This window comes from Haloarcula sp. CGMCC 1.2071 (assembly GCF_037078445.1).
Classification (GTDB): Archaea; Halobacteriota; Halobacteria; order Halobacteriales; family Haloarculaceae; genus Haloarcula; species Haloarcula amylolytica.
The window spans coordinates 116,671-130,262 of sequence record NZ_JAYMGY010000006.1; the positions used below are offsets into that span (position 1 = coordinate 116,671).

14 protein-coding genes are annotated in these 13,592 nt (G+C 60.6%); 2 read left to right on the forward strand and 12 right to left on the reverse strand.

All coding sequences use genetic code 11. The features are described from left to right. The first annotated feature begins 40 nt into the window (after nucleotides 1-40). Nucleotides 41-934: a bifunctional methylenetetrahydrofolate dehydrogenase/methenyltetrahydrofolate cyclohydrolase gene (locus tag VI234_RS13065; protein WP_336330252.1), complete on the forward strand. Its 894-nt coding sequence runs from the start codon at nucleotides 41-43 to the stop codon at nucleotides 932-934. 42 nt (nucleotides 935-976) lie between these two features. Here the strand turns inward: VI234_RS13065 and VI234_RS13070 are convergent, their stop codons facing one another. Continuing rightward, on the reverse strand, nucleotides 977-1,177 hold the full coding sequence (locus VI234_RS13070; protein WP_005532967.1) for a hypothetical protein: 201 nt from the start codon (nucleotides 1,175-1,177) through the stop codon (nucleotides 977-979). Nucleotides 1,178-1,328: 151 nt separating this feature from the next. Here VI234_RS13070 and epsC point away from each other — a divergent pair, with 151 nt between their 5' ends. Next, nucleotides 1,329-2,192, forward strand: a complete 864-nt coding sequence (epsC, locus tag VI234_RS13075; RefSeq protein WP_336330253.1) for a serine O-acetyltransferase EpsC — start codon at nucleotides 1,329-1,331, stop codon at nucleotides 2,190-2,192. A gap of 205 nt (nucleotides 2,193-2,397) precedes the next feature. On the opposite strand, the gene VI234_RS13080 is transcribed toward epsC, so the two are convergent. The 11 genes from VI234_RS13080 to VI234_RS13130 all read right to left on the reverse strand — a co-directional run bounded on the left by VI234_RS13080 (nucleotide 2,398) and on the right by VI234_RS13130 (nucleotide 13,592). Further along, on the reverse strand, nucleotides 2,398-3,702 hold the full coding sequence (locus VI234_RS13080; RefSeq protein WP_008312241.1) for a dicarboxylate/amino acid:cation symporter: 1,305 nt from the start codon (nucleotides 3,700-3,702) through the stop codon (nucleotides 2,398-2,400). Between the two features lie 299 nt (nucleotides 3,703-4,001). Continuing rightward, nucleotides 4,002-4,934 carry a DMT family transporter gene (locus VI234_RS13085; protein ID WP_080504329.1) on the reverse strand — a complete coding sequence of 311 codons (933 nt, stop codon included), beginning with the start codon at nucleotides 4,932-4,934 and terminating at the stop codon, nucleotides 4,002-4,004. Between the two features lie 324 nt (nucleotides 4,935-5,258). Then, a complete protein-coding gene (locus VI234_RS13090) occupies nucleotides 5,259-5,897 on the reverse strand; it encodes an HAD family hydrolase (protein ID WP_008312245.1) in 639 nt (212 codons plus the stop codon). A gap of 1 nt (nucleotide 5,898) precedes the next feature. Then, nucleotides 5,899-6,273, reverse strand: coding sequence for a Rid family detoxifying hydrolase (locus VI234_RS13095; protein ID WP_008312247.1), 375 nt, complete (start codon nucleotides 6,271-6,273; stop codon nucleotides 5,899-5,901). Nucleotides 6,274-6,283: 10 nt separating this feature from the next. After that, nucleotides 6,284-7,126, reverse strand: a complete 843-nt coding sequence (locus VI234_RS13100) for an SDR family NAD(P)-dependent oxidoreductase (protein WP_049943051.1) — start codon at nucleotides 7,124-7,126, stop codon at nucleotides 6,284-6,286. A gap of 49 nt (nucleotides 7,127-7,175) precedes the next feature. Beyond that, nucleotides 7,176-8,345: a mandelate racemase/muconate lactonizing enzyme family protein gene (locus tag VI234_RS13105; RefSeq protein WP_336330254.1), complete on the reverse strand. Its 1,170-nt coding sequence runs from the start codon at nucleotides 8,343-8,345 to the stop codon at nucleotides 7,176-7,178. Between the two features lie 44 nt (nucleotides 8,346-8,389). Then, the gene (locus VI234_RS13110; RefSeq protein ID WP_336330255.1) at nucleotides 8,390-9,541 is read right to left on the reverse strand and encodes a hypothetical protein; all 1,152 of its coding nucleotides are present in this window, start codon (nucleotides 9,539-9,541) and stop codon (nucleotides 8,390-8,392) included. Between the two features lie 40 nt (nucleotides 9,542-9,581). Further along, complete coding sequence (locus VI234_RS13115) at nucleotides 9,582-10,427, reverse strand: carbohydrate ABC transporter permease (RefSeq protein ID WP_336330256.1); 846 nt, start codon at nucleotides 10,425-10,427, stop codon at nucleotides 9,582-9,584. Further along, the gene (locus VI234_RS13120) at nucleotides 10,424-11,362 is read right to left on the reverse strand and encodes a carbohydrate ABC transporter permease (RefSeq protein WP_336330257.1); all 939 of its coding nucleotides are present in this window, start codon (nucleotides 11,360-11,362) and stop codon (nucleotides 10,424-10,426) included. The genes VI234_RS13115 and VI234_RS13120 overlap by 4 nt, the downstream gene beginning before the upstream one ends. Before the next feature lie 9 nt (nucleotides 11,363-11,371). Next, nucleotides 11,372-12,736 (reverse strand): ABC transporter substrate-binding protein, encoded by a 1,365-nt coding sequence (locus tag VI234_RS13125; RefSeq protein WP_336330258.1) that lies wholly within the window; start codon nucleotides 12,734-12,736, stop codon nucleotides 11,372-11,374. Between the two features lie 55 nt (nucleotides 12,737-12,791). Continuing rightward, entirely contained in the window at nucleotides 12,792-13,592 is an 801-nt protein-coding gene (locus VI234_RS13130) for a creatininase family protein (RefSeq protein WP_008312263.1), read from the reverse strand.

The following is a 13,592-nucleotide window of genomic DNA, read 5'->3' on the forward strand; positions in this document are numbered from 1 at the left end:
CTGACCGGGGACTCCCGGGACGATAGCGAACCTAGCAATAATGACTACAATCATCGACGGCAACGAGATCGGCGACCAGATCACAGCGGGCGTCGCGGCGTGCACGGACACGCTCGTCAGCGAGGGTGTCACACCAGGGCTGGCGACGGTGTTGATGAGCGACGACGGCGCGAGTGAGACGTACGTCTCAATGAAACAGCAGGCCTGTGAGGAGATCGGCATCGAGGGGTTCCATCACGAAATCAGCGCGGACGAACCGGCTGAGACGCTGTTTTCGACCATCGACGAACTGAACGCGGACCCGGCCGTCCACGGAATCCTCGTACAGATGCCGGTCCCCGTCCACGTTACCAAACGCGACGTATTGGAGCGCATCGATCCGATGAAAGACGTCGATGGGTTTCATCCCGAAAACGTCGGCCGGCTCGTCGCGGGGAACGCACGATACAAGCCCTGTACGCCCCACGGAATACAGAAGATACTGGCCGAAACTGGTGTCGAGACGGAAGGGAAAGACGCCGTTGTCGTCGGTCGCTCGGACATCGTCGGCAAACCGATGGCGAACCTGCTCATCCAGTACGGGCCGGGCGGGAACGCGACGACGACCGTCTGTCACTCCCGGACCGAGGACCTCGCCGAAAAGACCCGCAGCGCGGACATCGTGATCGCCGCCGCCGGGGTTCCGGAAATGATAGACGGGTCCATGCTCTCGGACGGCACCACGGTCATCGACGTGGGTATCAATCGGGTCGATGCTGACACCGACAAGGGATACGAACTCGTCGGCGATGTGGACTTCGAGAGCGCGAAAGCGATGGCGGACGCCATCACGCCGGTTCCGGGCGGCGTCGGCCCGCTCACCATCGCGATGCTGATGTACAACACTGTGAAAGCGGCCAGCCTGCAGTCCGGCGTCGATATTACGCTCCCGTAGGACAGGACTGGTACCCGTTCGCAGGGCTGTCTGCGGCCGTTGTTAGACGGTTTCGACTTCGCCACATTCCGGGCACGTAATCAGGAGTTCACCGGCCGGGTTCTGCCCCCCTTCGATGACGTTGTGACCGCTGGCACACTGTTCGTGCATGTACACCTCGTGACTATCGTGCTCACGCAGCCAGATATGGCCCTCTTCTGGTGCCGAAACGATGCCGTGACAGAAGTAGCACTCGCCGTTCATACAGACTCAATGACAATCCAGTATCAAATAGCTACCTCTCAGTGCGGGGTTCTACTCGGTCCTAATTCTACAGGGCCAGCGAGAACACAACATATAGGGAAAAAGATAACTGTTGTTTCAAAACTAAGGTGGTTCAGGCCAACCATTCGATATGGACTACTGTTACACGGGCGACACACACGAGAAACTGTTCGAGGCGTACCGGGCCGACGAAGCGCCGTTCCCTACCCAGACACAGATGGAGTTCCCGCGACGGGAACACCGACGGCCGGAAGTCGATATCCTCAAGCGACTGTTCTTCCCGACCTGCTGGAACGCCGCCGAACTGGTCCGGGACGAACTCGCCGTGCTGGACCGTCTCGACGCTCTTGGCGGCCTCTTCTTTGCCGGTATCAGACCGTACTCCGGATCTGACCCCGCCGAGACAGTCGACGCCGTCATCGATCAACTCCCAGCGGTTCGAACGCGACTCAAGAAAGACGTCGAGGCCGCGTTCAAGGGCGATCCGGCGGCGAAGACGTACATGGAAATCATCCGATCTTATCCGGGGTTCATGGCGATACTCGTACAACGGGTCGCACACACACTCTACGAGGCCGGTGCCTCTGAGTACGCTCGCGAACTCACCGAATACGCCAAGACTGAGACCGGTATCGACATCCATCCCGGCGCTGAAATCGGCGACTACTTTTTCATCGACCACGGGACCGGCGTTGTCATCGGCGAAACCACGACCGTCGGGGAATGGGTCCGTCTCTATCAGGACGTGACGCTCGGGGCGCTCCACTTCGAAGCCGACGAGAGCGACGAACACAGATTGAAAAAGGGGTACAAACGGCACCCGGATATCGGCGACCACGTCGTCATCGGCGCGGGCACGAAAGTCCTGGGCGCTATCACCGTTGGCGACCACGTCAGTATCGGGGCGAACTCCTGGGTCACCGACGACGTTCCGGACCAGACGAAAGTGTACGTCACAGACCACCCGACACAGGAACGGAAACGAACCAAGTAAAACGGCAACCGGTACCGCGCGGTTTCTGAAACCGCAAAGCTACCACTAGTCGGCCGGACAAACGGTTCTGGCTGGTGTCACCGGCCCGGAAATCGCCCACACTGCCGCTGTCAGTTCAGTCGCCAGAAGTATTTCGGCTCTTATACGTTAAGATAACAACTGTACCAGCATTAGTCTCTGTTTCAATCACGACCGCCGGGGCCTTCTAGTCGTCACCGGGAACGAACTCGACGACGCCGCTCAGATTTCGTGACCAGACGCCCTCACTTAGGTCGAGTCCGTCGTTCCACTTCCCGACGACGGTCGAAACTGCGAGGTCGCCGGTGACGTTGTTCATCGTCGCAATCCGCCCGAGAATGGGGTCGACGCCAGCGACGAACCCGACGACCTCCAGCGGGAGGCCGACCTGCGTGAGAATCACGGTGAGCATGACGATGCCCGCTCCCGGAACGCCGGCGGTTCCGATGCTGATGAGAACGGCCACGATCAAGACGAAGACCTGTTCTGTGAGCACCAGTGGCTGTCCGACGACGTTCGCGGCGAACATCACGGTGACTGCCTGCCGGATGGCGGCCCCGTCCATGTTCGCTGTTGCACCGACTGGGAGCGTGAATGAATACACCCGCTCGGCGATCTGCAGGTCTTCGTCCGCATTACGCATCGTGACGGGGAGCGTTCCGCTCGAGGACCGAGTCGCGAACGCGGTTACCATCGCGTCTTTCGCCCCGCTGAGGAACGCAATCGGTGACACGTCGGCAACCACGCCCATCAAGAGAACGAGATAGGTGAAGCCGATGTGAATGACGATTGCGATAGTGACTGCCAGCACGAGTTCGCCCAGTGAGGAGAACAGTCCGATACCTTCAGTGCCGATTCCGGACGCCATCAATGCGAATACACCAAGCACACCGAATTCGAGGACCCCACGAACGATGACAAACATCGCTTCAGCACCCACTTCGAAGGCCTCGAACACTGAATCGACACTATCCGCGAGCGCGTCTTGCTGGGCGCGGACGTACGTCAGCGCGATTCCGAACACGATGACGAAGAAAACCGTCGCCAGCAGATTCCCCTCCGCGAGCGCCGCGACGGGATTGTTCGGCACGATACCGAGAACGACATCCAGCAGCGACGGCGGCGCTTTCGATTGCGCTTCACCGCCGCCGAACTCGAGCCCCCGGCCCGGCTGAAGCACGTTTGCAACCGCGAGGCCAACGATACCTGCGAGGGTCGTCGTCAGGGCATAGAGCCCGACTGTCGCACCGCCGATCCTTCCAAGCTTCGCGGGGGAGAGCTGTCGAATCCCGGTCAGCAGTGTGAAGACGATGATCGGGATGACCAGCATATTGAGCAGCCGAAGGAAGAGGTCGCCCACTGGTCTGACGACAGCCATCTGCTCCCCGAACGCGATACCAGCACCTGCGCCCAGTACGAAGGCGACGAAGATACGCCAGATGAGTGGGATGGATCGATACCGGCTCCATAGCGTGCGAATGGGTTGTATCATAGTACACAGCAACGGGTAGTCTTATAAAAACCCGTCAGCCCCGCCAGTATGTGCACGCGGCTATGATGCGGGCTTCGCTTACAAGATTCCGTTTGCAGACGGATTTGTCGGTACATAGCAAGTCCTGTCGCCGATCCGCTGAAAAGATAGCAAAATAACGGCTGTAGTTCGCATGTTTTCAGAAATCCAAGGCCGCTATCACTCCTGCCTGACGGTCATTCTTACCGTTTCTCGCTCCGCTATCGCTTCTCCTGAAGTGGTAGGGTCCAATCAGTGACAGTCTTAGGACTCGTCTCTGGTCAGTCGGCCCGCGGATTGGTTCTCGGTTCGACGACCCGACGAAGTTCCGCTCGCAACGTCGCCCACTTCGCTACGATGAATCCCATGAGGATGCACGCGAACCCACCAACGGTCGCGAGTGTGACCTGCTGCCCCAGCACGAGCCAGCCGGCGAGTGCGGCGAACAGCGGAATCACGTACTCGATGAAGCTCATCTCGATAGGACCTAGCTGGTCAAGTAGCCGGAAGTACAGCAGGAAACCGCCGATACCGGCGACGACGGCCAAATACAGCAGCGCCGCAAACGCGGACAGCGTCCACGATGCGTCTGCAAACGACTGTCCGGGGAGCGCGAGCACGGTGACATGGAGGACAACGGCCCCGATAGCCATCAGCCAGGCCTGTGTGGCCAGAAACGACATCGACGGACTGGTGTCGTGCGTGACGACGGCTGGGATGGCAAACGCCAGCGCCGACGCAAACACGAGCGCGATCCCGATAGTGCTGCTGAGGAGATTCGCCGGGTCGGGGTCAGCGATGACGATGACGCCGACGAACCCGAGTACTACGCCGACACCGGTATTCGCGGTGAACGTGTCATCGCTGGACGCGAGCTTCGTCAGCGCGGGCGTCACGACGGGGACGAGACCGAGCAGGACGGCGGCGACAGCCCCGGTGACGTACTGCTGTCCGGTGAACAGGAATACGTGGTGGACCCCGATCATGAGCGCACCGCCGACGACGACGTACACGTAGTCATCGCGCGTTTGCGGTCGTTCTAGCGACCCTGTGACGGTCAACGCGGCGAACAGGAGGACGGAGGCGATGTCGAAGCGGGCGGCGGCGAACGGTACCGGCGGCAGGTCGGCGAGGCCGACGTCTGTCGCCATGAATGCAGTACCCCAGATTGCAGCCAGAAGGAGAAAGCAACCGGTCGTTCGATAGCGACTCATTCAGTTGCCGGTCACCTCCCGACGGTAAAAGGGCCGTCGAAGCCCGTTGCAAATTGCTAGATGTTGCCACTGCGTCAGCGAACACTTGACGCAGTGCTGACGGCAGGACTGCAGTTGTCTGTGCATACTCGACCGAGACCAGTACGTAACTTCGACAGCGGTCTAACTCTCACACCGCACGCTCCGTCACAGTCAGATCGCCTATCTGGATATCGTCTCCGCCATATGAATTGGAAAATCATCTCTCTGAAAACTTCCATCACGGAATGTACTGAGAATCTGTGTATATTTGCGAATAGCAGACTTCTATTGGCGAATACATAGCTAAATCGTGTGAATTTGACTCCGTACCTCTCCTATATTCGCACTTTCTACGATTGTATCCGCTGAGTCGATTGCTGTCTCGGGAATGCGTTCGTCCGGGTCGAACAACACCGCGGTATCTGCCTCGACGAACGCCTCCGTATCAGTGTGTGAGTCGCCGATATAGGTGATTGACGAAGGGTTCTGCGTGATTCGGATCTCTCTCAGTAGTTCTCCTTTCTGATCGGGACCGACACCGACATCGATACCCGAAATCCGGCCATCTTCGAACCGAAGCCAGTTTCCGCGAACGAACGCTGGCTCGTACTGCTCGAACTGCGTCGCGAGGTTTGCAACGCCGGCACTGAGAATGCCGAATCTGATATCCGTATGCTGGAGGTGGTCGAGGAGGTCGACGGCACCCGCTTTCGGCTTGACGGCCCGAGTCGCACGGGTGATATCTGTCCGGGTGATATCGTTCGCACGCCACACGTCGACCGCACCTCGACACCACTCCGCGAACGTAATCTGACCGGCCTCGAACCGCTCCATCAGTGTATCGGCCGCCGGTGTCGTTCCGTAGAGTGTGTGCAACAGCTCGAACCCACCGCGTTGTCGCGTGAGTGTCCCGTCGAGGTCGAAAACTACCAGATGCGACATACTACCGTTCTGCGATAACTTCTATCTCGACGTCGATGTCCACTGGCAGTTTAACCACCTCCACAGCGCTGCGAGCGGGATAGGGGGGTGACATGAGCTCACCGTACACTTCGTTCACCTCGTCGTAGTACCGCATATCGCTCACGAACACCGTCGCTTTCACCACATCGTCGAGCGAAGCACCACCGGCATCCAGAACGGCCGCTACGTTTCGGAGTGTGCGCCGAGTCTGTTCGCCGGGCGTGCCCTGGATTACCTCGCCGGTGTCCGGGTCGACCGGTCCCTGTCCGGAAACGTAAACCCGGTCACCGCTAGCGATGCCTTGTGAGTACGGTCCGATACTGTCGGGGGCGTCGGCAGTTGTTAGTTCTTCCATGGGTCGTGAGTCAATTTGTCGTCGGCTGGTCGTCCGCGTCGTAGACTTCGTTGATGAACGATGTCGGCAGGCTCGTCGTCAATCCGCCGTCGAGCACCAGGTTCTCACCGGTAACGAAACTCGACAGCCCGGAGGCGAGGAACAGGGTCGTATCAGCGACTTCCCTCGGTGTCCCGAACCGACCGAGCGGGTACTGGTCGAGCCAGCGCTCCCGTGCGCTCGTCTCACCGGTCCGTTCCTCCGTGTTCTCCATCTCCGCCCGCCTGTTCGCTGTTTCGATGGTCGCCGCCGAGATAACGTTCGAGCGGATCCCGTGCTGACCGTAATGGGCGGCGATGTTCCGGGACAGTGCCAGCAGTCCGCTTTTCGCCTCGGAGTAGCCGGAAAGCCCGATACCGAACAGGCCGTTGACCGATCCCATGTGGATCATCGACCCGCCGCCGGCTGCGACCATCGCCGGCAGTACCTCTTTGCTCAGGAGGAACTGGCTCTTCAGGTTCAGGTCGAGCATCGACTCGAAGGTGTCCTCGTCACACCGGTGCAACAGATTGGCGGACTCGTCTGCGCCGCCAGCGTTGTTCACGAGGACCCGGATGTCCCCGAACTCCTCGATGGTCGTGTCGACGAGGTCCCGTACCGCTGCCCGGTCTGTGACGTCACATTCGACCGGAACAACGCGGCCATCGTGTGTGTCGGTCAACTCCGTCGCAACCGCTTCGACGTCCTCGTAAGTGCGCGAGCAGACGACGACGTCGCCACCCGCTTCGGCGAACCGGGCCGCGATCTCGCGCCCGATACCCCGCGACGCTCCAGTCACAATGGCTGGCCGGTCCGCTAATGATAGCTCTACCATGACACCGACACCCACGTAACCTGCCCTCTTGAAAGTTGCTCTCCGCCGCTCATGTGATTCGATACTCCTCGACGGCGTCCACGTCGATACTGATGCCGAGACCGGGGCCCTCTGGGGCGGGAAGGCAGCCGTCGCTGACGTCGAACGGAGCCTCGATGACGTCTGCCTCCCAGCCGTAGTACGTCGAATCCGGGGGCAACGAAAAGCCCGGGATGCCGGTGAACGCGTGGAGGATCGCCGCGGTTCGAATCCCCAGGTCGAACGCACAGTGGTGCGTAAAGGGAACACCGGCGTCTTCGAGGATGGCGGCCTGCTGTCGAATACCACTGATGCCGCCGGCAGGAGTCAGGTCGATAACGCCGACGTCCATCGCGCCGGCTTCCACGAGCGATTGCAGATTATGCGAGATATACGTATCCTCGTTCGGCGCGATGGGCTGGCGGAGTCGTTGCCGGAGTCGGGCGAGCGACCTGTGTGAATCGACTCGAATCGGCTGCTCCATGTACTGCAGGTAGATTCCGGCATCTTCCAGCATCGCGCCGACCCGAACTGCCTGGTCGAGCGTCCAGCCCTGGTTCGGGTCGAGTCGGAACTCTAGCTGGCCGTCGACTTCATCGTGCATCGCTTTGATTCGCTCGACGTCCTGTCGCCAGTCCCGACCCGCCTTCGTTTTGAGGACAGTAAAGCCGGCTTCGAGCGCTTCTCGGGCCTTGATACGGGACTCCTCGGGTGAGAGGATACCAAGACAGAACGCAACGGGGACAGCCGTCGGTGCACTACTGTTGCCATCGACGCTTTGCCGGTGTTGCTGAGCCCCCTGTGTCGGTGCCGTCCACCCGCCGAGCAACTCGTACACCGGTCTGTCGAGGGCTTTGCCGACGATGTCCCAGCAGGCTGTTTCGACCGCCGCAAAGAACATATCCACGTTCGTGTACTCGACGAACACCTGCCGTCGGAGCCGCTCGATTTCGAACGGCGACTGGCCCTCGATCATCGGGCCAACGCCGTCTTCGATAATCGACTCGGTGGCCGCCGGTGACAGGAAGACACGCATCTCGCCCCAGCCGCTGATCCCCTCATCCGTGTCGACACGGACGAGCACCCGTTCCATCGAGTGTAGCTTCCCGTGATTGGTCACGTACGGCCCGATACCGAGATGTTCATCTAGGTCGGCCAGCGGTACATCTACAGTGACCGCTGACACGCCGGTTATCTCCATGCATACCTGTCGTTCGTGAACCGATATCAAAGTACCGTTTGCCCCTATCCGCGAACCGCGTCGACGGCGGTTCCGACCCACTCCAGTGACTGCTCCGGGAGCAGTCCGTAATTATAGAACGAGAGCCGCGGCACTCCCTTCGAGTTGAGGGTCTGTACGATATCGACAACGGTCGCCTCGTCGTGGATGGCTGGATGGCCCGGCAGGAGCCCGACGTGGAGTGGCACGTCATCGACAACTGTCTCGACGGCGTCGTATGCCTCTATGACCGCTTCGCTCGTCGACTCGTAAGCCGGAAGGCAGTAGTAATCGACGTGGTTCGAGAGTGCCTGCAGGTCGGCCCCGACTAGCCACTCGCGGCCGGGTTCCGGTGCGCCGACGTAGTAGCCAAGCGGCGTCGTTCCAGCGGCGTCAGCCAGTCTGGCGTACAGTGACGACAGCGTCTGTTCGCGGACGTCGACGTATGCGGCGACGGTTTCGTGCTCCGCGAGCCAGCCGTCCGGCGAACGGTCGTGTGCCACGTCCCCGGCGACGATATCGTCCAGCGTGCCGGCGACAGTCGCGCGTGCCCGTTCAGTATCGACGCCCGCGGCCTTCGCATTCTCGCGACAGTGCGGACAGAAGCACAGCCCGAACAGGAACTCTCCGAGTACCCCTAACCGTGCGTGAATCTTCTGGTGGTGCCAGCCAAAGCCCGTTCCGTAGAAGTAATCGAACGTTTCCAGTTCGATACGAGCGAACTCATCGCGGGACGCCAGATCCGAAACCAGTGCCGAGAGATACGTCTGGACCGCAGGCTGGGAGGGACACAGGCCGAAGATCAGGTCGTCACCGTGTGCAGATTCCAGCGTGTATTCCGGGTTGGCCATCCCGAGCCGGGAGTTGTGGCAGCCGACTGTCCACGAATTGAGCCTCAGGTCAGACAAACCGGCGGCGGCGTCTGCGACCCAGTCGCCGTCCATCTGTTCGTACGGAACTGGTTCGAGGTCGCCGTACTCCGGGCCGGGCTGGAAATACGAACTCGCGCGGGCAAACAGCGTCCGGCGCTCCGGATTGTGCGGCGTGAACGCCTGCACGGTGTGGTAGTTCGTCGCGAGATTCAGCTCGTCGATGCCGATGTCACGCAGTCGCCGTTCCACCTCGGACGGGCCTTCGTCCAGAAGGTCCCACGGGTACGCCCACATCGCGAATTCCATACGCGACCAACTATCGTGACGATAATAAAAGTAGAGGCAGCTACTCCTTGACCGCGCCAGCCGTCATCCCTGCGACGATATACTCCTCCAAGAAGGCGAATAAAATCAGGAGTGGGATAATGCCGATGACAGACACAGTGAGCATCATCCGCCAGTCGGTCTGCAGCGCGCCGACCATCGAGAAGACCCCGCGCGGGATGTTGTACTTCGCACTGTCAGTGAGGAAGGTGAGCACGAACAGCAGCCGGTTCCAGGCGTAGAGGAAGGTGTAGGTGACACTGGCGACCAGCGCTGGCTTCGTGAGCGGGAGCACAATCTTCGTGAGGATTTGCAGTTGACTCGCGCCGTCGATACGCGCAGATTCTTCGAGCGCGACGGGTATCGTCTTGAAGTACCCGTACAGCATCCAGACGTTGAACGGTAGCGTGAACGCCGCTGCCGGGACGATTACAGCGAGATAGGTGTTGAACAGCCCCATCTGGGTGATAACGTCGAAGAGACCGACGATTAACACGACCGGTGCGAACATCTGCACGACCAGCACGGAGAGGAGGAAGGTTCGCTTCCCGACGAAGTCGTTCCGGGCACACGAGTACGCGGCCGGTATCGCCAACAGAAGCGTCAACACCACCGTCCCAACCGAGATGATGAAGCTGTTCCCGACCCATAGCAGCACGTCGGTCTGTGTCCAGACCTGCAGATACGCCTGTATGCTGGGGTCGCTGGGGACCAGCGTCGCTGGCGCAGCGAATATCTCTGACTCCGGCTTGAGCGTGCTCGAGAACATCGCGTAGAACGGCAACATCATGAGCCCGAGCAGTCCGATCAGCACGCCATAGAGTCTGACTTTGCGGAGATTGCTCCGGTTGTGGCCTGCCATCGTCATAGCTCGTCACCCCCTCGCGTGTAGATGCGCAGGTAGATGATAGCGAAGACGAACAGGAACAGGAACCCGATGACACTGTAGGCGGCTCCGCGTCCGAGGTTCCCGTTCTGGAGGCCCACCTGGTAGATGTGGATGACGAGCGTCGCCGTCGAACTGATCGGGCCGCCGCCGGTCATCGTCCAGATGACGTCGAAACTGACGAACGTCCATATCGTCGACAGCAGCGTGGCAATCAGGACGACGCTCTTCAGTTGCGGGAGCGTGATGTACCGGAACTGATGCCACTTCTCGGCACCGTCGATGGCGGCTGCCTCGTACAGTTCCTGGGGTATCGACTGCAGGCCCGCGAGGAAGATAATCGCCATGAACGGTGTCCCGATCCAGATGTCGGCCACGACGACGCCGAGCCACGCGATGCTCGGGTTTCCGAGGATACCGATTCCCTGCTCGATGATGCCGAGTTTCAGCAGGATAGCGTTGAGATAGCCGAACTGCGGGTGCTCTATCCACCGGAACACCACAGCGGAGATAGCGTATGGAATCCCCCACGGAATGAGAAACGCCGTACGGAAGAACTTCCGACCGCGGATGTCTCCTTTGAGGTGAACGGCTATCAGCAGTCCAAGCAGTGTCTTGCCCGCGACGCCAACGACGACCCAGCGACCGGTCTGCCAGAGCAGGCGGTAGAAGATGTCGCTGTTGAATATCTCGACGTAGTGCTGGAGCCCGACGAACGTCTCGATGTTCGAGTCGGCGGGTGACTGGTACAGTGACAGCCGAAACGTCTCGATAATCGGATACCCGACGACGGCCAGCAGGAACACGGCCGCGGGAGCGATGAGAAGGTACGCCCGGCTGTTGCGCTGGACGTACGCCAATCCTCGTTCGAGACGTGAGTCGTCGGACGCCTCGGTGTATTCCTCTGCCAGGCTCATCCCTGTCTGTCACTCCATGGCATCTTCGAGATCACTCTGGGCATCGTTGAGCGCTTTCTGCGGTGACTTCCGGTCCGCCAGTGCCTCCTGAATGGCCTGGACCATCCGGTCGTTGAACTCGCTGAAGTTACTGAGCTTCGGCCGGGCACGAGCGTACTGCCCCGCCTCGACGAACGGTCCCCAGTTCTTCGAGTCTGAGAAGTGTGAGCGCTCACCGACGGCTTCGACGACGGGGAGGAACCCTTTCTGCTTCGAGTACTGGAACCGCCGCTCCTCGTCGAAGTAGAACCGGATCAGGTCCCGGGCGAGGTCCTTGTGCTCGCTCTGACTCAGGACGGCGAGCGTGTCGATAGTGAACAGGCTGTACCGGCCCTCAGGGCCACGCGGCACCTGGACGATGCCGTAGTCGAAGTCGACCTCACCGTTTTCCTTCGCGGCGGTGATGTTGAGTCCCGTGTAGACGTGCCCGATAACCATCCCGAGGTCACCGTTCTCGAACAGCTGCCGGATGTCCTGCCGAGTCGAGGAGAGCGGTGACGACTGTGTGACGTTGTGTTCGAGGTGGAGGTCGGTGTACAACGAGAGGGCCTCGACAGCGCCGCTGGAGTTCACGACCGGCAGTCCCTCGTCGTCGACGAGGTCCGCCCCGTGTGACCAGTGGTAGTGGTAGTACTGCGACCCGGTCTCGATTGCGTCAGCCCCTGCAAGCCCCAGTGCCGGCACGCTCGCATCGCTGTCACGGATCTGCGTTGCGGCATCCAGCATATCCTGCCACGAATCGAGCGACGGGTCTTCGGGGTCGAGCCCTGCCGTCTCGAAGACGTCTTTGTTGTAGTAGAGGCACTTGTTCGAGGCGGCCCACGGCACGCCGTAGTGGGAGCCGTTGTACATCGTTCCCTCGGCCACGCCGTCGTAGAACTGCTCACCGAACTCCCCGTCCATCATGTCGTCGAGCGGTTCGAGCGCGTCCTTGCCCACGAGCTGTGGAATCCAGCGCGCCGGCCACCGGCTGACGTCGGGCGCTTCGCCGCCGTCGACACGGTTGTTCACAGTTTGACGCGCGTTGTCCCACGTCACGCTGGTGAACTCTACGTCGACGTCGTGCTCGTCCTCGAAGGCCGCGTTGTTCTCCTCGAAGAACTGCTTGATGTTGTCTCCGACGCCCATCGTGAGGAACTGCACGCTCTGCGTACTGCCGTCACCGCCGCTCCCACTGTCGCCGTCACCGCCGCTCTCACCGTTGCCGTCACCACCGCCCCCACCGTCGCCGCTACACCCGGCGATGGCGATGGCACCGCCTGCGCCGAGTGCTTGGAGAAGCTGTCGGCGGTCGATACTGTCCTCGACAGACCTGTCGTTGTTATCGGGCTGCATCATTAATGTCACCTACTTCCATGTACATAATTCTTTGTGTTGTGTGGCTCATTGGTCAGGAATTGCTCTCGTGAATCGCGGTCATGAGGGCCGCGAGTTCGTCGCCGATGACCGAGCGGATTCGTTCGCCTGTCTCGGCAGTCGCCTGCTTCGGCGTCCCGATGGCACCGGACGTGGAATACTCGTCGAAGGAACGATAGACGGCGACGTTGCCCCCGTCGAGCAGGTCCTGTCCACCCCATCTGTAGTGTTCGTCCATCGGTTCCCCGTCGCGGACCTCCGGGTCGCCCACGAGGTCCGGTCGGAGCGCAAGCATGAGGGACGTCTCGAACTCGCCGCCGTGGGCCATCCCTCCCGTCTCGGTCGTTCGGAGTTCCTCGATTCGATCCGACGCCAGGTGGAAGTACGTCGTTCCGAGTACCTCCGCATCGGTGTCGACGCCCACGGTACTCACGACGGCGTCGATGAGTGAACTGTTCCCGCCGTGGCCATTGACGAACAGCACCGCATCGAATCCGTTCTGGATGCCAGCGTGTGCGATATCTTCAAGTGTTGCTCGCAAGTGCGCGAACTCGAGTGACAGAGTCCCACCGAACGACAGATGGTGTGGCGAGAACCCGCTCCAGACCGGCGGCGTCACGACGACAGGCACGTCGTCCAGACGCTCGATAGCAGTGTCGACCATCGCCTCGACCAGGAGTGTGTCGGTGACGACCGGGAGATGGTTTCCGTGCTGTTCGACGCTTCCGACGGGAATAACGAGAACAGAGCCCGGCTGTTCGCCGACACCTCGGACCTGACTCGCCGTCATTCCAGCCCACTCGCTCTCTTTCCGACCGATAGTATCGTACAACAT